General features: G+C 72.6%; 17 protein-coding genes. 4 read left to right on the forward strand and 13 right to left on the reverse strand.

All coding sequences use genetic code 11. The features are described from left to right. Positions 1–256 precede the first annotated feature (256 nt). The 5 genes from VGR37_04560 to VGR37_04580 form a co-directional block, all read right to left on the reverse strand. Positions 257–925 carry a PHP domain-containing protein gene (locus tag VGR37_04560; GenBank protein HEV2146668.1) on the reverse strand — a complete coding sequence of 223 codons (669 nt, stop codon included), beginning with the start codon at positions 923–925 and terminating at the stop codon, positions 257–259. After that, positions 918–1,532 (reverse strand): dephospho-CoA kinase, encoded by a 615-nt coding sequence (gene coaE / locus VGR37_04565; protein ID HEV2146669.1) that lies wholly within the window; start codon positions 1,530–1,532, stop codon positions 918–920. The genes VGR37_04560 and coaE overlap by 8 nt, the downstream gene beginning before the upstream one ends. Before the next feature lie 148 nt (positions 1,533–1,680). Continuing rightward, positions 1,681–2,049 carry a hypothetical protein gene (locus tag VGR37_04570; protein ID HEV2146670.1) on the reverse strand — a complete coding sequence of 123 codons (369 nt, stop codon included), beginning with the start codon at positions 2,047–2,049 and terminating at the stop codon, positions 1,681–1,683. A gap of 99 nt (positions 2,050–2,148) precedes the next feature. Next, complete coding sequence (locus VGR37_04575; GenBank protein HEV2146671.1) at positions 2,149–3,144, reverse strand: MBL fold metallo-hydrolase; 996 nt, start codon at positions 3,142–3,144, stop codon at positions 2,149–2,151. Between the two features lie 101 nt (positions 3,145–3,245). Beyond that, positions 3,246–3,464 (reverse strand): hypothetical protein, encoded by a 219-nt coding sequence (locus VGR37_04580; GenBank protein HEV2146672.1) that lies wholly within the window; start codon positions 3,462–3,464, stop codon positions 3,246–3,248. Positions 3,465–3,803: 339 nt separating this feature from the next. On the opposite strand from VGR37_04580, the gene VGR37_04585 reads away from it, so the two are divergent. From VGR37_04585 to VGR37_04595, 3 genes are all read left to right on the forward strand, one after another. Beyond that, a complete protein-coding gene (locus VGR37_04585; protein HEV2146673.1) occupies positions 3,804–5,939 on the forward strand; it encodes a dehydrogenase E1 component subunit alpha/beta in 2,136 nt (711 codons plus the stop codon). Positions 5,940–6,119: 180 nt separating this feature from the next. After that, positions 6,120–6,956 (forward strand): AraC family transcriptional regulator, encoded by an 837-nt coding sequence (locus VGR37_04590; protein HEV2146674.1) that lies wholly within the window; start codon positions 6,120–6,122, stop codon positions 6,954–6,956. 74 nt (positions 6,957–7,030) lie between these two features. Continuing rightward, entirely contained in the window at positions 7,031–8,410 is a 1,380-nt protein-coding gene (locus VGR37_04595) for a M23 family metallopeptidase (GenBank protein HEV2146675.1), read from the forward strand. A 33-nt stretch (positions 8,411–8,443) separates the two neighbouring features. Here the strand turns inward: VGR37_04595 and VGR37_04600 are convergent, their stop codons facing one another. From VGR37_04600 to treS, 6 genes are all read right to left on the reverse strand, one after another. Further along, the gene (locus tag VGR37_04600) at positions 8,444–8,977 is read right to left on the reverse strand and encodes a hypothetical protein (GenBank protein HEV2146676.1); all 534 of its coding nucleotides are present in this window, start codon (positions 8,975–8,977) and stop codon (positions 8,444–8,446) included. Between the two features lie 79 nt (positions 8,978–9,056). Next, positions 9,057–9,569 (reverse strand): CHRD domain-containing protein, encoded by a 513-nt coding sequence (locus VGR37_04605; GenBank protein ID HEV2146677.1) that lies wholly within the window; start codon positions 9,567–9,569, stop codon positions 9,057–9,059. Between the two features lie 156 nt (positions 9,570–9,725). After that, positions 9,726–10,433, reverse strand: coding sequence for an SDR family oxidoreductase (locus tag VGR37_04610; GenBank protein ID HEV2146678.1), 708 nt, complete (start codon positions 10,431–10,433; stop codon positions 9,726–9,728). A 64-nt stretch (positions 10,434–10,497) separates the two neighbouring features. Next, positions 10,498–12,003: a 4-alpha-glucanotransferase gene (malQ, locus tag VGR37_04615; protein ID HEV2146679.1), complete on the reverse strand. Its 1,506-nt coding sequence runs from the start codon at positions 12,001–12,003 to the stop codon at positions 10,498–10,500. Between the two features lie 62 nt (positions 12,004–12,065). Beyond that, positions 12,066–13,361 (reverse strand): hypothetical protein, encoded by a 1,296-nt coding sequence (locus tag VGR37_04620; protein ID HEV2146680.1) that lies wholly within the window; start codon positions 13,359–13,361, stop codon positions 12,066–12,068. Beyond that, entirely contained in the window at positions 13,358–16,639 is a 3,282-nt protein-coding gene (gene treS / locus VGR37_04625; protein HEV2146681.1) for a maltose alpha-D-glucosyltransferase, read from the reverse strand. Before treS ends, VGR37_04620 begins: the two co-directional genes overlap by 4 nt. 245 nt (positions 16,640–16,884) lie before the next feature. On the opposite strand from treS, the gene VGR37_04630 reads away from it, so the two are divergent. After that, a complete protein-coding gene (locus tag VGR37_04630) occupies positions 16,885–19,113 on the forward strand; it encodes an ATP-binding protein (GenBank protein ID HEV2146682.1) in 2,229 nt (742 codons plus the stop codon). 3 nt (positions 19,114–19,116) lie between these two features. On the opposite strand, the gene VGR37_04635 is transcribed toward VGR37_04630, so the two are convergent. Both VGR37_04635 and VGR37_04640 read right to left on the reverse strand, forming a co-directional pair. Next, the gene (locus VGR37_04635; protein ID HEV2146683.1) at positions 19,117–20,427 is read right to left on the reverse strand and encodes a phospholipase D-like domain-containing protein; all 1,311 of its coding nucleotides are present in this window, start codon (positions 20,425–20,427) and stop codon (positions 19,117–19,119) included. Positions 20,428–20,457: 30 nt separating this feature from the next. Next, the coding region (locus VGR37_04640) for an endonuclease/exonuclease/phosphatase family protein (protein ID HEV2146684.1) at positions 20,458–20,844 on the reverse strand (387 nt) is incomplete at its 5' end.

Genomic DNA, 20,844 nt, shown 5'->3' on the forward strand with positions numbered 1-20,844 from the left:
TCTCCGGAAAAGCCAAACTCGCTACGCTCGGACACAAGGCTTTTTCCTCCGACCACCCCCACCCCCTCCCTGCGGCCCTCTCCGCGACCGTGCCGAACTGCAGTTGCAGTGCTCCCCTCTCCCGCATGCGGGGGAGGGGCCGGGGGAGGGGGCCTGCCACCGACTCGCTCCAACGCCGACCTGACAGGAAGCCCTCCCCCAGAATCGGGGGGAGGGTGGCGAGCCTAAAGCGAGCCGGGTGGGGGCCGCGGTGGGGTCACCCCAGCCGCAGCGCTTTGTGCACCTTGGCGTATGTCGACGCCACCGCCACGAGCGGCGACGCCACGCCACGCCCGGCGATCCGCCCCGCGCGCAGCGCCGCGAGCAGCCCCTCGCGCGTGGGCTCGAAGGGGGGCACCTCCACGAAGGCACGCCCCATCTCCCCCAGCGTGTGCGAGTCCGAGCCGGCGCCCAGGAGCTTGCCGTGGTCCAGCGCCCAGCGCTCCCCGCGCAGGTTGACGCCCCGCTTCCAGGTGCGCGCGTTGTGCGCCTCCACCACGTCCACGAGGTCGGCGAGGCGGTCGAGGAGGTGCCCACCCCCGGAGCGGCGGGTGTCGAAGGGATGGGGGAGGTAGACCACGCCGCCCTGCTCGCGGATCCGCTCGCAGGTCTCCCGCGCGGGGGTGCCCTTGGGGATCTGCTCCCTGAGCAGGATGCCGATGACGTCTGCACCCTCGGCGGTCTTCACCTCCTCGCCCACCAAGATCCGCTCCGGGTCCATCCGGTGCAGCTCCAGCGCGGCCGAGACCTCGTTGTGGTCGGTCACCACCAGGCGGTCGATCCCGCGCTCGCGGGCGGTCTCCAGGATGCGCTCCGGCGGGCAGAGGCAGTCGAACGAGGCGTGGGTGTGCGAGTGCATGTCCATGCGGAGGAGGCGCTCAGCCACGGGCCGCCTCCTCGCGCCGGGCCAGCTCCGCCCACACCTCGCGGGCGCGGGCCTCCAGCGCCTCCCGCGACCCGGCGTTCTCGACCACCAGGTCGGCGCGGGCGCGCTTCAGCTCCGCCGGCATCTGCGCGGAGACCATCCTGCGCGCTTCGCCGGGATCGAGGCCGCGGTCCTCCACGAGGCGGCGGAGCCGCTCCTCCTCCGGGGCGTCCACCAGCACGATCAGGTCGAACTCGTCCGCCAGCCCCACCTCGAAGAGGAGCGGGATGTCGGCCACCACCAGCGGCTCGCCCCGGTCCGCCGCGCGCCGGTACTCCTCCTCGCGCAGCGCGTACACGGCGGGGTGCACGATGCCCTCCAGCCGCGCGCGGGCGTCCGGGTCGGCGAAGACGATCCGCCGCAGCACCCCTCGGTCCAGCGCCCCGGAGGGGTCCAGGACACCGGGACCCCACGCCTCCACGACGGCCCGGAGCGCGGGCGTCCCCGGCTCCACCGCCCGGCGCGCCAGCTCGTCCGCGTCCACGACGGGGGCGCCCAGCGCGCGCCACACCCGCACGACGCTCGACTTCCCCGCCGCGATGTTCCCAGTAAGCCCTACCTTCAGCATGTGCCTCCCCGGCAGGTGGTCCGCCCCGCGGCGGGCAAAGCTACGCCCGCCCCGGCGCGCGGGCAACGCGGTCCCCGGACGCAGGAAGGGGCACCGGACGCGCCGGTGCCCCTTCCCTGCCGTCTCCCGTCGGACGGGCCGTGCGGCCTCAGCCTCCCGGAAGCATCTCGCGGATGTCGTCCGCCGTGCCCGGGATGCCGTCCCGGCCGGCGGAGCCGATCACGGTGCGGTCCCGCTCCTTCTTCAGGTAGTAGGGCGCCCCCCAGGGGTCCATCGCGCCGTCCGCGCCGCGGAACCGCCGCTCCAGGAAGTCCCCGAAGGTCTTCGGGTTGGGAATGGAGCGGCCGGCGGCCTTTTCCGTCTGGATCATCCGCGCGACCTCGCTCACCCGCGAGCGTGCGGACCACTCGTAGACCGGGTCGAGGCCGGGCTGCACGTGAGGCTTGAGCCAGGCGCGCACGTCGGGGCTGGCGAGCGCGGCGGCGGCGATGACGAAGACCAGGAGGATGCGGCCCATGGCGGGGTGGGGACGGGGGGGAGCAGGGAGGGTGCGGGATTGGACTGGTTGCAATGTAAACACCGGCCCGGGCGGTGTAAATGGCGGCACGACCCCCGCCTACCCCGGAGACGCGGCGAACGTCGCGGCGCCGTCCTCCCGCTCGGCCACCCGGACCCGCCCCGCCAGCACCAGCCGGTCCAGGTGCGCGAGCGTTTCGCGGATGGCGTGCATCAGAACCGAGGGAGGGTACTCCGGGTGGGGATGTCGCCGCCGTGCCGCCTCCCACGCGGTGCACGGCCCCTCGCCAGCGAGCGCCGCCACCGCCTCGGTCTCAGCCTCCGTTGCGCGGCGCAGCTCCGCGATCCGCTCCGCCGCGGCGGCACCCTCCAGCGGGTCGCCGTGCCCCGGGAGGACGCTCCGGACGCCCAGCGCGTCCAGTCGGTCCAGCGCGCCCAGGTAATCGGAGACCGGGTCCGCGCGCTGGCGGTTCACGCCGATGGTGGGGGTGATGCGCGGGAGCACGGCGTCGCCCGCCACCAGCGTGCCGTCCCCCGGGCGGAAGAGGGAGACGTGCCCCGCCGTGTGCCCCGGCGTCCACACCCACCGCCACCCGGGGAAGCCCAAGAGCTCGCCCCCCTCCCCGGCGAGCGGCCCGTCCGTGGGGACGAAGGCCGAGAACGGATCGCTCCCGACCCGGGCCTCCTCCACGCCGCGCCGAAGCTCTTCCGGGGCGCCGCAGCGGCGCAGCAGCCCGGAGCGGTACTCAGCCTCCTCCTCCGGGTGCGCCCGCGCGTGCGCGGAGCGCTCCGCGTCCAGCGCCCCCATCAGCAGCGACGCGCCGCAGGCGTCCCGCACGCGCTCCACGAGCCCCACGTGGTCCAGGTGCATGTGGGTGACCAGGTGCGCGGAGACGCGGTCCCACCCGCCCGCCGCCGCGCGCACTCCGGCGTCCAGCGCGGCCCAGGCGTCGTCCGTGTTCGCGCCGCCGTCCACCAGGAGGAAGCGGCCCCCCTCCTCGACCAGGTACGCGTGGACGGAGCGGGGGCGGAAGGGGAGCGGCGTGGTGACGCGCCACACGCCGGGGGCCTGGAGGGTGGGAGAGGGTGCGGGCATGGGCTCCGGCATCGAGGGACGGGGTCTCCTCTCCAGAAAGTAGCGGCCGCGCCCCCGGAAGTCAGGAGCGCGGCCCGGACGCCGTGCGGCAGGGCATCAGGTCAGCCGCACTGGCAGTAGTACCACCCGTCGCCGGTCGGCATGCAGGCGCCGTGCTGCCGGAATTCCGTCGCGCAGTAGTCGATGCACTCGTACTTGTCGCAGCCCGGGGTGCGCTTCGCGGCCTGCCCGGCGAACGCCTGCTGCGCGCCGAAGCCCAGGGCGCCTACCACTGTGAGGCCGAACGCACCGCGACCGATCCCGCTCCATGATTTCTTCATGTTAGCCTCCCTGCGGGGTAAGGAGCCGCCGATGGTTCGGCGGCCCGGCACGACCGTTCCGATATTCGAGACACCGCCACCTCAACGTACATTGTCTCGTTATGTGCTGCAAGAAAGTTGTGCAGCCGGAGCCGACTGGCCGCCCGGGAGCATATAGATCGGCGGGCGGTGGTGACTTCGAACAAGCGCGTCGAACAAAGACGTCGAACAGTGGTACGGTAGACGACCGACACCCTGGCCCGGATCTTCCCGGCGGAGTATGTTGTCGGAATTTCCGGTCGGACCGTGCCGAGCTCCGCGGCCCCGAGCCGCGCCGAACCGCTCTCCATCGCGACAAACATGGCCACCAAGACCAGGCAGAAGCCGAAGACCGCTCCGCAGCAGGTGGAGCTGGACCGGGACACCCTCCTCGGGTTCTACCGTACCATGCTCCTCTCCCGCCGGCTGGACGACAAGGAGATCCAGCTCAAGGGGCAGAACAAGATCTACTTCCAGATCTCCGGCGCCGGGCACGAGGCCATCCAGGTGGCCGCCGCCGCGCACGCCCGCCCCGGCTACGACTGGTTCTACTTCTACTACCGCGACCGCGCCTTCAGCCTCGCGCTGGGGATGACCGCGCTGGACCACCTCCTCCAGGCGGTCGGCGCCGCGGCCGACCCCTCCTCCGGCGGGCGGCAGATGCCCTCGCACTGGGGGCACAAGGAGCTGAACATCGTCTCCACCTCCTCACCCACCGGGACGCAGTTCCTCCAGGCGGTGGGGAGCGCGGAGGCCGCGGCGCGCGCCAACAGGCTGGGCGAGCCGCTCGTCGAGACCACCGGCGCGAAGGGGGACGACGTGGTGTTCGTCACCACCGGCGACGGCACCACCTCCGAGGGCGAGTTCTGGGAGAGCCTGAACTCCGCGTGCAACCTCAAGGTCCCCGTGGTCTACATCGTGGAGGACAACGAGTTCGCCATCTCGGTCCCCGTGGAGGTGAACACCGCCGGCGGGAGCATCTCGAAGCTGGTGGCCGGCTTCCCGGGGCTGCACGTGGAGGAGTGCGACGGGACCGACGTCTGGGCCAGCTACGAGACGATGGGGCGCGCCGTTGAGTACGCCCGCTCGGGGAAGGGGCCGGCGCTGGTGCACGCGCACGTGATCCGCCCGTACTCGCACTCGCTCTCGGACGACGAGCGGTTCTACAAGACCGAGGTGATGCGGAGCGAGGAGGCGAAGCGCGACCCCATCGCGCGGCTGGCCGCGGCGCTGGTGGACCGCGGGCTCGCCACGCAGGACGAGCTGGCGCGGATCGACGCCGAGGTCAACGAGGAGGTGCAGCGCGCCACCGACGAGGCGCTGGCCTCCCCGCAGCCGGACGTCTCCACCGCGATGGACTTCCTCTACTCGCCGGACGTGGACCCCACGGCGGAGCAGTTCGACACCGAGGACGACCCCAGGTTCTCGGGGAGCGACACCACCATGGTGGACCTGATCAACGCCACGCTCCGCGACGAGATGCGGCGCGACCCGCGGATCGTGGTCTTCGGCGAGGACGTGGCGGACTGCTCGCGCGAGGAGGTGCTCACCGAGGTGAAGGGGAAGGGCGGCGTGTTCAAGGTGACGGCCGGGCTGCAGCGCGAGTTCGGCGGGACGCGCGTCTTCAACTCCCCCCTGGCAGAGGCCAACATCGTCGGGCGGGCGATCGGGATGGCGATCCGCGGTCTGAAGCCGGTGGTGGAGATCCAGTTCTTCGACTACATCTGGCCGGCGATGATGCAGATCCGCGACGAGCTGGCCACCATGCGCTACCGCTCGAACAACGCGAACGCGGCGCCGGTGGTGATCCGCACTACCTACGGCGGCTACCTGAAGGGCGGGGCCGTCTACCACTCGCAGACGGGCGAGTCCATCTTCGCCCACTGCCCCGGGCTGCGCGTGGTGCTCCCGTCCAACGCGGTGGACGCCGCGGGGCTGCTCCGCACCGCCATCCGCTGCGAGGACCCGGTCCTCTTCCTGGAGCACAAGCACCTGTACCGGCAGGTGTACAACAAGGGGAAGTATCCGGGCCCCAACTTCATGATCCCCTTCGGCAAGGCGCGCACGGTGCGCGAGGGGACGGACGTGACGGTGATCGCCTGGGGCGCGCTGGTGCAGCGCTCGCTGGTGGCCGCGAAGCAGGCGGAGGAGCAGCACGGCGTCTCGGTGGAGGTGATCGACATGCGCACGGTGAGCCCGCTGGACATGGAGGCGGTCGCCGAGTCGGTGAAGCGCACCAACCGGCTGATCGTGGCGCACGAGGACTCGCTCTCCTGGGGGATCGGTGCGGAGGTGGTCGCCCGCGTGGCCGACGAGCTCTTCCCCTGGCTGGACGCGCCGGTGCGGCGGGTGGCCTCGCTGGACACCTGGGTGGCCTACGCCCCGCAGCTGGAGCGCGCCATCCTCCCGGAGCCCGAGGACGTGGTGAAGGCGATCGTGGACGTGGCCGGGTACTGACGGCGCCCGGCCCCGCGGCCGGACTCACACCCTCCCCCGGGCTCCCCGGGGGAGGGTTCTTTTCGTCCCAGCCCCGCCCTCGCACCGGCGTCGGCTTGCTCTCCCGCGCCTCCCCCCCCATCTTACACATGCTGTCATCAACTATGCTTGGCCGCCGCACACGCCGGGAGCGACAGGACCATGGACACGAGTCCGGTACGCAGCGCGGAGCAGGAGGCATTGCCCCCCTCCTCGTCCGCGGTGGATGAGAGCCGTACGAGCCGCCTGATCGAGGCCACCGGCCGGCACGCGCACGACACCCTGCAGGTCGCCTGGGTGCGGAGCGGCGCGGGGGTGGTCTACCAGGGGGGAGAGGCGCACGCGGTGCGGGCGGGGAGCCTGATCGTGATCCCGCCCGGGGAGATGCACTTCGGCCGCTCGGTGGGCCGGGAGGGTTGGGAGTACACGCTGTTCAACCCGCCTCCCGCACTGCTCGCGGAGGTCGGCGCCGACGCGGAGCTTCGCGGCGACTGTGCCCAGCCGGACTTCGACTGGGTGGTGAGCGAGGACCGCGCGGTGGTGGAGCCGTTCGCGCTGTGGGCGCAGAGCGCGTCCTGGAGGGCGTGCGCGCTGGTCCGGGAGTCGCTGATGCACGAGGCGCTCGCCGGACTCCTCGCGCGGAGCGTGCGGGCCCGCGGCCTCCCGCGGTGCGGACCCGCGCCGCGGGCGATCCGCAGCGCCGTGGAGTACCTGGAGCAGAGGTCGGCGGAGAAGGTGGCGCTCGACGACCTCGCCCGCGCCGCCCGGCTGAGCAAGTACCACCTGGTGCGCGCCTTCAAGCGGGAGGTGGGGCTCACCCCCCACGCCTACCACATCCACCTTCGGGTCGCGCGCGCCATGCGGCTGCTCCGCGACGGGCGGAGCATCTCCGCCGCGGCCTTCGGCAGCGCGTTCGCCGCCCAGAGCCACCTCCACTCCCACTTCAGGCGCCTCCTGGGTGTCACCCCCGGGGAGTACCTCCGGGAGCAACATTCTTGAAGACAGGTGTTTTGGCGCCAGCTATCGTGCATCGTCACCCACCGGCACACGAAAACCCTGTCTCAGGAGGAACCATGAAGCTCCGAACGCTGCTCCTCGGCGCGCTGATGGTCTCGGCCGCCGCCTGTACGGACCAGCCCGCGGCCGTGGACGACGCCGGGCTTCCCGGCGCGGGACGCGGGACCACGTACCGCGACGACGTGGTGGGGGTGTCGCTGGACATCCCCCGCAACTGGGCGGTGAACGCCGACCCCGTGCTCTTCGACGACAGCTACGGCTTCGTGGTCTGGGGCGAGGACCGCGACCTGGCGGGCCACGGGCCGCACGACCGGGAGCCGGTGGCCCGCGTGGCGCTCGTCCGCGGCGCCGCCCCGGACCGGATGCCGGGGCTGGTCCAGGCGCAGATCGACAACAACCGCGAGCTCGGCCCGCAGCGCTCCGAGGTGGCGGTGGGAGGCGGGCTCAGGGGCGTGGCCGTGACCGGGCTCCCCGGGACGCAGCCGTACTCGGTCGTCTACGTGGCCTCGGAGGGCCGCGTGTACGAGATCGGCCTGTGGACCGAGCAGCCGGGGCTGGATGCCCGCGCGCGGACGCTCCTTGCTTCGCTCCGCTTCACCCGGCCCGTCCGGACGGTGCAGTCGCTCGGCCTGCAGACCGAGCGCGAGTCGCTCCACTGGGAGCCCAAGGGCGAGATGGCGCTGCAGAGCCAGGCCGCACTGGCCGAGCGGAGGGAGCAGGCCATGAAGGACGTGCAGGCGGGGCTCATCCGCGTGGGGCCGCACACCCTGGATCCGGAGCCCGACCACGGCCACGACGGGACCGCCGCGTCCGCGCAGACGTGCCACCGGCTCGCGCCGTACGGCACCGACATGCAGTGGCAGACGCAGTGGGACGGCACCGCCAACTTCTACGGGTACAAGGGCTGGACCCGCATGAGCGGCAACGGCGGGAGCTGGTGGGGAGAGGGGTTCCACATCTGGCAGTGCAGGACGGACTACCACAACCAGTACTTCGCCAACGACTGGCCGCTGCAGTTCGGCGCAAACGTGTACGCGCACTTCTCCGGCTACGTGAAGTACGCCGGGTGGGCGAAGGGCGGCCACTACACCCTCGGGCGGATCGTGATCGTGAGGACCGGGAAGTGGAGCAGCCTGAGCGCGCACCTGAACGGGTGGGGCCCGGGGATCTCCAACGGCGTGTGGGTGGACGCGTACTGGGACGTGATCGGGTACGCCGGCAACTCGGACGGCGGCGCGGGCTACAACTGGGCCCCCCACCTGCACTCCCGCGTCACCTACGGCGAGTTCTACGACGGCTACGGCATGCCCTACGGCGGGCAGGCCGTCAAGCCCCGGGCGTTCCGCTGCTTCGCCTGCACGGACCAGGACGAGACCACCTCGGACGGGCGCAAGTGGTACACCTCGTTCTACCGGGACCGCTGGATGAAGTACTGACCGGCGGGACCGCACGCGGGACCCGGGCGGCCGCTACATCGCGTGCCCCTGGATGGCACCGCAGACGATGGTCGGGCCGTGGTTCGGGCCCGCGCTCTCGTGGTAGGCGACGATGTGCTGGCCGTTCATCACCGTCGACGTCGGCATGGCGACGGTGGCGGTCATCGTCCCCGCCCCGCCCGCGTCCGCGGTGATGTCCTGGAGCGGCGCGACGGCGTTGCCGGGGCTCTCGCAGGTGCCGTGGTGGATGTGGCCGGCGTGCGCGCTGTTGGGCTGCAGCCCGGTGAGCTGCACCGCCACCTGCGTCTGGGCTCCCTGCTCCGCCAGCGTGGCCGTGCCGCTGACCCCGGAGCCGCCCACCGGGTTCAGGGTGACCTGGTCGTGCATGGCCCCGGCGCCCGCCGCGGCCATCGTGTCCACCGGCACGGCGACCACGGCGGGATCGGTCGCCGCCACCTCCGCCTCGCGGTCGAGCGGGTCGTCCTCCTCGCCCTCCGTGTCGTTCGCCCCGCAGGCGGCCAGCACGAGCGGCGCCAGCGCGAGCGTCCACAGCCTGGATCCCTTCATGTCCCCCTCCCTTTCCTGGTGACGAGGTCCGGCCCCGGCGGGGCCGGACGAGTTGCCGCCCGCACGGGGCCGGAAGCGGCTACATCGAATGCTGCGGGATGCTGCCGCAGACGATGGTCGCTCCGGGGTTCCCGCCCACCTCGTGGTAGGCGATGATGTGCTGCCCGTTCATCACCGTCGACATTGGGACCTGCACGGTTGCGGTGGAGGACGATCCGCCCGTGGCGTCGACCGGCTCCAGCGGCGCCACTGGGGGGCCGGGAGAGTCGCAGGTGCCCTGGTGGATGTGCCCCTGGTGCGTCCCCTTGGCGCCGGTCAGCGTCACCCTCACCTGCGTCTGGCCGTTCATGTCCGAGAGCATGGCCTGCCCGCTCACCCCCGAGTTGCCGACGGGGTTGAGCTGCACCGTGTTTTCCCCGCCCATCGCCATCCCCGGGTCCGCCGGGGCAGCGCCCTCCACGGGCGAAACGGTCACGGCGGAGGTGTCCTTGAGCACGGCCTCGCGGTCGGCCTCGGCGTCCGCCTCGCCTCCTCCGCACGCCGTGAGCGCCAGCGGCGCCAGCGCGAGCATCCACAGCCTGGATCTCTTCATGGTCCCCTCCCTTTCCTGGTGACGAGAAACGGCCCCGTGACGGGACCGAACGCGGTCCGTGCCGGCACGAGAGCCGCGTGGAACCGGAGCGCGCGCAGGATACGGGCCGCGCCTGCGTCGCGCGCTGCGGGAGGCCAGGTCCGTTCCAGCGCGTCGTCAGCTCTGCCCGTAGACGGGGACGGCCGCGCCGCTGACGGCGGCCGCCGCGTCGGAGGCCAGGAAGTGGATGACCCGGGCGATCTCCTCGGGCGCGGTCCAGGCCGAGTGGTCGGCGTCGGGCATCGCGCGGCGGTTGTCCTCCGTGTCCACGGTGCCGGGGAGCACCGCGTTGACGCGGATCCCGTCGGCGCGGTGCTCCTCGGCGAGCACCTCCGCCAGGGTGATGACGGCGGCCTTGGCGACGGCGTAGGCGCCGTGCCCGGTGCGCCCCGCCCGCGCCGCGCGCGAGGAGACGAACACCAGCGACCCGCCCCCGCCGCGGACCATCGCGGGGACCGCCGCGCGCGCCACCAGCCAGGCCGACTTGAGGTTGAGGTCCATCATCCGGTCCCACACCTCGATGGGGGTCTCGGCCAGCGGCATCCCCCCGCGCCATCCGCCCACCAGGTGCGCCACGGTGTCCAGCCGGCCGCCCCACTCCAGGACCTGCTCGACCGCTGCGTACGCGCCCCGCTCGGTGGTCAGGTCCAGCGCGATGGGGAAGAGCCGGTCGCCGAACTCGCCCCGCAGCGCGTCGAGGGCGTCGGGTTGGTCGGTCTTGTAGAAGGGGACTGCGACCCGCGCGCCGTTCTCCAGGAAGGTCCGGGTCACGGCCCGCCCCAGGTTCCCGGCGCCGCCGGTGATCAGAGCAACGGTGTCGTTCATGGACGGATCTCGGGTGAGTAAGGGGTGCTCGGCCGGGAGGACCCCGGCCGCTCCAGCGGCGGGGCTACCTCGCGCGCCCGGTGGCGCGGGCCAGGTCGCGCAGGCGGCGGGCGAGGTCGGGGGTGAGCGCGCCCTCGCGGAAGCGCCACGCCCAGTTCCCCTCGCCGGTGCCGGGGGTGTTCATCCGCCCCTCGCTCCCCAGGCCGAGCAGGTCCTGCAGCGGGATGACGGCAAATTTCGCGCGCGACGCCATCACCAGGCGGATCATGGCCCACCCGGGCTCCTCCCCGCCCTCTGCCACGAGGCGGCTGATGCGGGTGCGCTCCTCCTCCCCCGCCCCCCGGAGCCACCCCAGGGTGGTGTCGTTGTCGTGCGTCCCGGTGTAGGCGACGGAGTTCTCCGGGTAGTTGCCGGGGAGGTGCGGGTTCTCGGCGTCGTCCTCGCCGAAGGCGAACTGCAGGACGCGCATCCCGGGGAGGTCCAGCTCGTCGCGCAGCTCCTCCACCTCGGGGGTGATGAGCCCCAGGTCCTCCGCGATCAGCGGCAGCTCGCCCAGCTCGCGGCGGACGGCCTCGAACAGCTCCGTCCCCGGGCCCGCCCGCCACTCGCCGTGGATGGCGGTCTCCTCGTCGGCGGCGATCTCCCAGTACGACTCGAAGCCGCGGAAGTGGTCGATTCGCACCACGTCCACCATCTCCAGGGTGCGGCGGAAGCGCTCGGTCCACCAGCGGAAGCCGTTCCGGCGCATCCGGTCCCACCGGTAGAGCGGGTTGCCCCAGCGCTGCCCGGTGGCGCTGAAGTAGTCCGGCGGCACCCCGGAGACCACGGTGGGGCGCCCCTGCTCGTCCAGCTCGAAGAGCTCGGGGTGAGCCCAGACGTCGGCGCTGTCGTACGCCACGAAGATGGGGATGTCGCCCACGATGCGGACGCCGCGCCCGTGCGCGTGGTCGCGGAGCGCCTTCCACTGCCGGTCGAAGATCCACTGCCGGAACTCGTGCAGCTCCACCTCGCCCTCCAGCCGGTGCGCGGCGCGGGCGAGCGCGTCCGGCTCGCGGAGGCGGACCCCCTCCTCCCAGTCGCACCAGGCGGCGCCGCCGTGCTCGGCGCGGAGGGCGCGAAACAGGGCGTAGTCCTCCAGCCAGGCGAGGTTGCGGGCGCGGAAGTCGTCGAAGTCGCCCCGCAGCTCCAGCGCGGCCCCGGCACGGAACGCCATCCACGCGCGGCGCAGGAGCGCGTCCTTCCAGGCCATGGCGCGGGGAAAGTCCACCCGGTCCGCCGGGAGGTCCTCCCCGCCGACGTCCCCGTCCCGCAGCAGCCCGTCGCGCACCAGCATCTCCGGGCTCACCAGGAGCGGGTTCCCGCCCATGGCGGAGAGGCCGTTGTACGGCGACCCGCCCTCGTTGACCGGCACGAGCGGGAGGATCTGCCAGAGCCGCTGCCCGGCCTGGGCGAGCCAGTCCACGAAGCGGCAGGCATCCTCCCCCACGCCGCCGACCCCCCGCCCCGGGAGCGAGGTGGGGTGCAGCAGGACGCCCGAGGAGCGGGGGTACGACGAGAGGGGCTCAGGCATGGACGGAGGGAGTGCGAAGTGCGAGGTGCGAAGTGCGGGAGTCGGGCACCACGGCCTCCCGGCTACGCCGCGGGGAGGACGTACGCGACCTCCGCCCGCTCCAGGCGGATGGACGCGGGGACCTCCTCGCCCTCCTCCGGGGCGTCGTCGCGGCAGACGCGGAAGAGTCGGTGGCCGGACCCCGGCTGCGCGCCGCCGGCTTCGGCCAGGCTCGCCTCGCGCGGCTCCTCCCCCTTGTTCACCAGGATCCACCCGCGCGGGGCGTCCGGCTGGTCGGAGGCGCGGCGCTCCAGCACCAGGACGTCGCCGCGCAGGCCGCCGCGGGCGCGGAGGACGCCCTCGCCCTGCAGGAGGGGGTGGCGGAGCTTGAGACCGTTCACGCGCCCGACGAAGGGGCGCAGGTCCCAGTGGCGGCGCTCCCAGTCGGAGGGCATGCTGTGCACCACGTTGACCTGCTTGCGGAAGCCGAACTCGTAGCCGACCGTCATCATCACCCCCGCCGAGAAGGCCGCGGCGAAGGCGTAGCGCTGCCGCTGCACCGCCTCGTCGGCGCCGGTGTCGGCCGCGAGCCGGGTGGTGTCGTGCGACTCCGGGAAGGCCACCGAGGGGGCGATGGCGCGGAGCTTCTCGTGCTGCTCCAGCGCCCACGGCTCGCTGAAGTCCCACCACTTGCTGGAGTTGAAGAAGTAGTCGAACCCCGCCTCCTTGAGCGCGACCACGTCCTCCAGCGGCGCCCCCAGCGTTTCCGCGAAGAACTGTACGTCGGGGCGCACCCGCCGCGCCTCGTCGATCAGGCGCCGCCAGAGCGCCGCGGGCACCTTGTAGGCGGCGTCGCAGCGGAAGCCGTGGAACCCCAGCTCCAGGGAGTCGCGCACCAGCGAGGCCCAGTAGTCCCAGAGCCGCTCGCGGTCCGGGGAGTGCTCGTTGTCGATCTCGGCCAGGTCGCCCCAGACGGTCACCTTCCCCGGGTCGTCCGGGTCGACGGCGTAGGGGCTCTGCACCTCGCCGCTCTCGTCGCGGAGGTACCAGTCCGGGTGCTGCTCGATGAGCGGCGAGTCCTTGGCCGTGTGGTTCACCACCAGGTCCATCATGGGGCGCACGCCCACCGCGGCGATGCGGTCCACCGCGTCGCGCAGCGGCCCCAGGTCCGCCGGGTCGGCGCCCGCGGGGAGGAAGAGCGGGTTGAGGCGGCCGTAGTCCTTGACCGCGTACAGGCTCCCGGAGAAGCCGGGGTAGTGCCACGGGTTCAGGTAGAGCCAGTTGAACCCCATGCCGGCCGCCCGCTCCGCGTGCTCCGGCCAGCGGCTGGTGGGTCCCACCAGCCGCTGGAAGAGGTTGTAGACCAGCGGCGGCGTCACGCGCCGCCTCCCAGGAGGCTGCGGATCCCCCGGAGGGGCACCCAGATCCAGGCCGGCCGGTTGTTCATCTCGTAGCCGAGCTCGTAGACGGCCTTTTCCAGCTCGAAGACGGCGAGCACGCGGCGGAGCGTCTCCGGGTCGTCCGGGAGGAAGCCCGCGCCCCGGGCCGCCTCGGCGTACCCTTCCAGGAACACGCTGCGCACCATGCGGCGCCACGCCTCCGCCCACCCCTCCAGGGAGGTGCGCACCCGCAGGTCGCTGGTGTCCTGCTCCGAGAACGCCATGCGGACCGCGTAGTCGAACGACCGGAGCATCCCGGCCACGTCGCGCAGCGGGGAGTGCTTGGCGCGCCGCTCCGCGAGCGGACGGGCGGGCTCGCCCTCGAAGTCCATCACGAACCACTCGCTCCCGGCCGCCTCCGGGTCCGCGGCGCGGAGCACCTGGCCCAGGTGGTAGTCGCCGTGGGTGCGGGTGCGGGTGAGCCCCCCCTCGTTGAGGAGGCGCAGGTCGTCGGCCCTGTGGCGCAGGTCGGCGCCCTCGCGGACGACCGCCGCCAGCTCGTTGTGGCTCCCCGCCGGGAAGACGCCGGGGATGGACTCCAGGCGGCGCGCCACCTCGTCCAGCACGGCGGCGGCGTCGCGCTGGTAGGCGTCGATCCACTCCCGTACGTCCTCCTCGCCGATCAGCTCCGGGTGGAAGTCCGGGTGCTCGGCCCCGGCGGAGGCGAGCGCCGCGTGCAGCTCGCCCGTCACCCGGCCGAGCGAGCGGGCGGCGGCGTGGAAGTCCCCCATCATCCGCCGGGTGGCGTCCTGCCCGGCGGGGGTGGCGGGGTCCGCGGCGCTCCGGCTGGCCGCGGCGAAGTAGCGGTTCAGCGCCCGCAGGGTGTACGCCCAGGCGTCGCCCGCGTTGGGGACGAAGCGGAACACCCCGGCCACGGAGGCGGTCGCCACCCCTTCGCCGGTGTAGTCCAGCCACCCCGCCAGCTCGGGGACGCCGCGGAAGCGGGCGTGCTCCACCAGGAAGCGGGTCACCTCCAGGTCCGGGTTGACCCCCGCCTCCAGCTTGCGGAACAGCTTCATGATGAGCCGCTCGCCGAAGACGATGGAGGTGTTGCTCTGCTCCGCGCTCATCCGCCGCACCGGGGTGAGGCGCCCCGCGTCCTGCGTGAGCAGCTCGCCGCGGTGGCCGCGGAAGCGCCCCCGGGTGGACGGGATCGCCTCCTCCTGGCGCAGGATGCGCAGCAGCGCCAGCGCGGTGTAGCGGTCCACCAGCGCCTCGTACAGCCGCACCTCGCCGCTCTCCGTCGCCAGGGTGGCGATGGGCTCCGCGGACGCGCCGTGCTCCAGCGGGGGCCGGAGCGAGAGCGGGAGGAGGTAGCTGTCCGGCGCGCCCTCGGCGAAGCGCACCTGCACCACCGCGATGATCCAGCGGGGCCCGTGCTCGGGCGCCACCACCGCGTGGTCCTCCAGCTCTACGGCGACGACCTCGCGCCCCTTCCCCCGGAACCAGCGCTGCCCGGCAAGCCATTCGCTGGGGATGGCCCCCACGAGCGCGGCCACGCTCTCGCGGCTCTCCAGCACCCGGGTGTCCTGCTCGGCCCACTCGCGCACCACCGTCTCGTCCAGCTCGGCCTCGTCGGAGGCGCGGGTGCGGATGGCGAACCAGAAGAAGCCGTAGGGGCTCAGGGTGAGCGCGTAGGGCGTCTCGTCGATGGGGAGGAACTCCGTGTGCCCCAGCAGCTCCACCGGGACGCAGCCGGAGAAGCGGCTGAGGTCCAGCCGCACCGCCTGCGCCGCGCCGGAAAGGTTGTTCACCACCAGGATGGTGTCGTTCTCGTGCTGGCGCAGGTAGGCCAGAACGTGCTGGTTCTCCGGCTGCAGGAACTCGATGCTCCCGCGCCCGAAGGCGTGGTGCTGCTTCCGCACCTGCACCAGCCGCTTCATCCAGTTCAGCAGCGAGAAGGGCGACTTCTCCTGCGCCTCCACGTTGATGGCCTGGTGGCCGTAGACGGAGTCGTTGATGACGGGCGCGTACAGCCGCGCCGACTCGGCGCGCGAGAAGGAAGCGTTCCGGTCCGGCGACCACTGCATGGGGGTGCGCACCCCGTCCCGGTCGCCCAGCCAGATGTTGTCGCCCATCCCCAGCTCGTCGCCGTAGTAGATGATGGGAGAGCCCGGCATGGTGAAGAGGATCGAGTTCAGCAGCTCGATCTTGCGCCGGTCGTTCTCCATCAGCGGGGCCAGGCGGCGGCGGATCCCCAGGTTGATCCGCATGCGCGCGTCGGCCGCGTACTCGGCGTACAGGTAGTCGCGCTCCTCGTCGGTCACCATCTCCAGGGTGAGCTCGTCGTGGTTGCGCAGGAACATGCACCACTGGCAGTCGTCGGGGATGGCCGGGGTGCGCTGGATGATCTCCACGATGGGCTTCCGGATCCCCTGCCGCACCGCCATGAAGATCCGCGGCATCAGCGGGAAGTGGAACGCCATGTGGAACTCGTCGCCGTCGCCGAAGTAGGGGCGCACGTCGTCCGGCCACTGGTTGGCCTCGGCCAGCAGGATGCGGCCCGGGTAGCGCGAATCGATCCGGGTGCGGAACTCCTTGAGGATGTCGTGCGTCTCCGGGAGGTTCTCGCAGTTGGTCCCTTCGCGCTCGATCAGGTACGGCACCGCGTCGGCGCGGAAGCCGTCCAGCCCGCGCTCCAGCCAGTACTCCATCACCCCGAACATGGCCTCCTTGACCTCGGGGTTGTCCCAGTTCAGGTCCGGCTGGTGGGCGAAGAAGCGGTGCCAGTAGTACTGCTGCGCCACCGGGTCCCAGGTCCAGTTGGAGGGCTCGGTGTCGGTGAAGATGATGCGGGCGTCCCGGTAGGGCTCGTCGGTGTCGCTCCACACGTACCAGTCGCGCTCGGGGGAGCCCTTCGGGGCCCGGCGCGCCCGCTGGAACCAGGGGTGGTCGCTGGAGGTGTGGTTCAGCACCAGGTCCGCGATCACCCGGAGCCCGCGCTCGTGCGCGGCGTCAAGGAAGCGCTGGAAGTCCTCCAGCTTCCCGTACTGCGGGTGGATCCCGTAGTAGTCGGCGATGTCGTAGCCGTCGTCCCGGAGCGGCGAGGGGTAGAACGGGAGGAGCCAGATGGCGTCCACGCCCAGGTCCCGGACGTAGTCCAGGCGCTCGATCAGCCCCCGGAAGTCCCCCGACCCGTCGGCGTTCGAATCCTGGAAGGCCTTGACGTGCAGCTCGTAGAAGACGGCATCCTTGTACCACAACCGGTCGTCACTCACTCGGCGGGCTCCTCTGGCTCGGTTCACGGGGCCGGCGCGCGCACGGAATCGCCAGGGCGCGCCTGGTTCCCGGCGGAGGCGCGAGGCGTTGCAGAATTCGTTCCGGGGATCGCCCCGGCAGCCGCTCCCGCCCGCGATGCCCGCACCGCCCGTGCGGGCGGTGCGGGGCATTGCGGTTCGGGCGCCGTGCCCGCATCCTTGCCTCTGCCGGTGTTGAATCCACCCGCACGGACCCTGGAGCCGCCTTGTTTCCAGCCTCGAACGATCCTGCCGTTTCCGGCCCGCCCGAGGGCGCGGACGACGCTTCCCGCGCCGAGTTCTACCGGCGGCAGCTGGAGACGGTCGCCAACAACGCCACGCTGGCGCTCTTCATCATGGACGAGCACCAGCAGTGCACCTTCATGAACCCCGCGGCGGAGCGGCTGACCGGCTTCACGATGGCCGAGGTGCGGGGGAGGGCGCTCCACGACGTCATCCACCACACCCGCCCGGACGGCACGCCCTACCCGCTGGAGGAGTGCCCCATCGACCAGGCGTTCCCCCGGAACCTCCGCGAGCAGGGGACCGAGGTGTTCGTGCACCGGGACGGGTCCTTCTACCCGGTGGCGTTCACGGCCAGCCCCATCCGCGACGGCGAGTGCACCGTGGGCACCATCATCGAGGTGCGCGACGTCTCCGCAGAGAACGCGGCGGCGGCGGAGCGCGAGCGGCTGCTCCGGGAGCGGGAGCGGCTCCTGGGCGAGCTGGAGGCCGAGCGCACGCGGCTCCAGCAGATCTTCATGCACGCGCCCGCGCTCATCTCCGTCACCCGCGGGCCGGAGCACGTGTTCGAGCTGGTGAACCCCTCCTACCGGAGGATGGTGGGCGACCGGGAGCTGCTGGGGAAGCCCCTGCGCGAGGCGCTCCCGGAGCTGGAGGGGCAGGGCTACTTCGAGATGCGCGACGCCCTCTACGCCTCCGGTGAGACGCACGTGCAGAGCGAGGCGCGCGTCCTCGCGGACCTGGACGGCGACGGGCAGCTGGAGGAGAACTTCCTCAACTTCGTCACCCAGCCGCTCCGCGACGCGCAGGGGCGGGTGGACGGCATCCTCACCTTCGCCGTGGACGTCACCGAGCAGGTGCACGCCCGCGGGGTGGTGGAGGCGCAGGCCGCCGAGCTGGAGGCGCAGACAGAGGAGCTCCACCTCCACGCCACGCGCGTGGAGGTGCTGGCGGAGGCCGGCGCGGTGCTCGGCTCCGCCATGGAGCTGGGAACCACGCTCGCCGACCTGGCCCGGGTGGTGGTGCCGCGGCTCGCCGACTGGTACTTCGTGGAGGTGCCGGCCGCGGACGGGAGGATCGAGCTGGCGGCGGTGCACCACCCGGACCCCGCCCGGGTGGAGTTCGCCCGCGAAGCGCTGCGCCGCTACCCCATCGACCCCGCCGCCCCGCACGGCACCGCCCGGGTGCTCCGCACCGGCGAGCCGGAGCTGGTGACCGAGATCCCCGACGCCTTCCTGGAGGCCGTAGCGCAGGACGCCGAGCACCTGGCGCTCCTGCGCAGCGTGGGCTTCCGCTCCGCGCTCTCCGTCCCGCTCTCGGTGCGGGGGCGCACCCTCGGCGTGCTCTCGCTGGTGATGGCCGAGTCGGGGCGCCGCTTCACGCCGGGCGACCTGCCGCTGGTGGAGGAGCTGGGGCGCCGGACCGCCCTCGCCGTGGACAACGCGCGGCTGTACGCCGCCGAGCGGGCCGCGCGAGAGGACGCGGAGGCCGCGAACCGGGCCAAGACGGAGTTCCTTTCCGCCATGAGCCACGAGCTGCGCACGCCGCTCAACGCCATCGCCGGCTACGTGGACCTGCTGGACGTGGGCGTGCACGGTCCGCTCACCGACCCGCAGCGCGCGGACCTGGGGCGGATCAAGCACGCGCAGGGGGTGCTGCTCGGCCTGATCAGCGACATCCTCAACTTCGCCCGGATCGAGGCGGGGCGGATCGAGATCGCCCGCGAGCCGGTCCCCGTGGCCACGCTGCTCGCGGAGCTGGAGGGGATCGTGCAGCCGCAGGTGGGGGCGAAGGGCCTCTCGTACGAGCACGAGCCCGCCCCGGCCGGACTGACCGCGCTCGGCGACGCGGACCGCATCCGGCAGATCCTCATCAACCTCCTCTCCAACGCGGTGAAGTTCACCGAGCCGGGCGGGTGGATCCGGGTGAGCGCGGGCGCCGAGCGCGGCAAGGTGCTCGTCCGCGTGGCGGACAGCGGCCGCGGCATCCCGCCGGAGAAGCTGGAGGCGGTGTTCGAGCCCTTCGTCCAGGTGGACCGGCTCGGGAGCGCCGAGAGCCAGCAGGGGGTGGGGCTGGGCCTCGCCATCAGCCGGGAGCTGGCGCACGGCATGGGAGGGGAGCTGCGGGTGGAGAGCACCCTGGGGGCGGGGAGCACCTTCACCCTGGTGCTCCCGGCCGCACCGCGGGAGACGGCTGCTCCGGGGGAGGCCTGACCGTCAGTACTGCTCGGCGAAGAGGACCCAGAAGCGCTCGCCGATCCGGGGGAGAACGCCCCGGCGCGGCCACGCCTCCGCGGTGATCTCGCGGGCGTGCTGCAGGTCGTCCAGGAAGGTGCGCTCCATCTGCGCGCCGAACTCGCGGTCCAGGATGCCGATCACGTTCTCCAGGTTCAGCTCCTTGGAGCGGATGTCCATGTTCGCGGAGCCCACCACCACCCACCTCCCGTCCACCACCAGCGCCTTGGAGTGCATCATCCTCCCCTGGTACTCGTAGATGCGCACCCCGGCGTCCAGCAGCGGCTGGTAGTACGAGTGGCTCGCCATGCGGATGGGCCACGCGTCGGTGTGCTCGTCCGGGAGGAGGACGCGCACGTCCACGCCCCGGCGCGCCCGGTCGGCGAGCACCTCGCGCGTCTCGTCGTCCGGGACGAAGTAGGGGCTGGTGAGGTAGATGCGCTCCCGCGCGCAGCGGAAGGACAGGAAGAAGAACTTGCGCAGGGGGTGCGCCTCGTCCGCGGGAGAGGAGATCACGTTCACGTGCCGCGAGAGGCGCTCTCCGGAGGCTTCCGCCGCCTCCCCGGGCGAGGGGTAGAAGGCCGGCCCCATGAGGATCTCGCCGGTGGTGGAGGCCCAGAGCTGCGTGAACGCCGACTGGAGGTTGCCGGCGGCCAGCCCGCGCACCTCCACCATCATGTCGCGCCACTGCTCCTCGCCGTCCGCGTCGCCCAGCCACTTGTCGCCCACCGCGGCCCCGCCGGTGAACCCCACCTTGCCGTCCACCACCACTGCGCGGCGGTGGTTGCGCTTGTGGAAGCGGGTGAGCTTCCCGAGCCGCAGCGCCCGGAAGTAGTGCACCTGCCCGCCCGCCTCGCGCAGCCGCCGGATCCCTTCGTCCGGCGCCCGGATCCCGCCCATCCCGTCCAGGAGCAGCCGCACCTCCACTCCCTGCTCCGCCTTGCGGGCGAGCACGTCGAACATACGGTCGCTCACCCGCCCCGGCTCCCAGATGTACACCATGAAGTTGATGCTCCGCTCGGCCCGCTCGAACGCCTCCAGCATGGCCGGGAAGATCTCCACGCCGTTGTTGAGCAGGCGCGCGAAGCCCCCCTCCTGCAGCGGTGCGTTCACCGTCCCCGAGATCCCCGCCAGGAAGTCCCGGGTGTCCACGGCGGGGGCCTGGCTCACCCAGATCTCCCGCGGCCGGCGGCCCAGGGAGAAGAAGAGGCTGATGATGACGGAGACGACGGCCACCGCGCCGAGGGTGGCGAGGAGGAGGAGCCACCAGGGATGGCCGATGAGCTGCTGCATTCCGTTCCGTCCCGGTCCGAGCGGTCCTGGTCAGCTCTCGCCCAGCGTCACGCGGGCGAGGAGCGGGTGGTGGTCCGAGCCGAAGACGGCCGCGCCCCGGTCCCGCGCGCTCTCGTCGAGGCGCGTGACCTCCACGGACCGGATCCGTCCCCCGCCCGGATGGTACAGCACGTGGTCCAGGAGCAGGCGCAGGAGCCCGTGGCTCGTGTGCGTCCACGGCCACCGCCGCTCCGCGGGGACGAGCCCGGCGCCCAGCAGCGCCCGGTAGGCGGGGTCGCGCTCCCCCAGCGGCGTGTTGAAGTCCCCGGCCAGGATCACCCCGCCGGGCGCGTCGCGCTCCACCACGGCGCGCGCCAGCCGCTCCGCCTGGTGCGCCCGCGCGCCCCCCGGCCAGTACGCCGGGGAGTCGCCCCCGAC

The sequence above is a fragment of the Longimicrobiaceae bacterium genome, assembly GCA_035936415.1.
Lineage (GTDB): Bacteria > Gemmatimonadota > Gemmatimonadetes > Longimicrobiales > Longimicrobiaceae > JAFAYN01.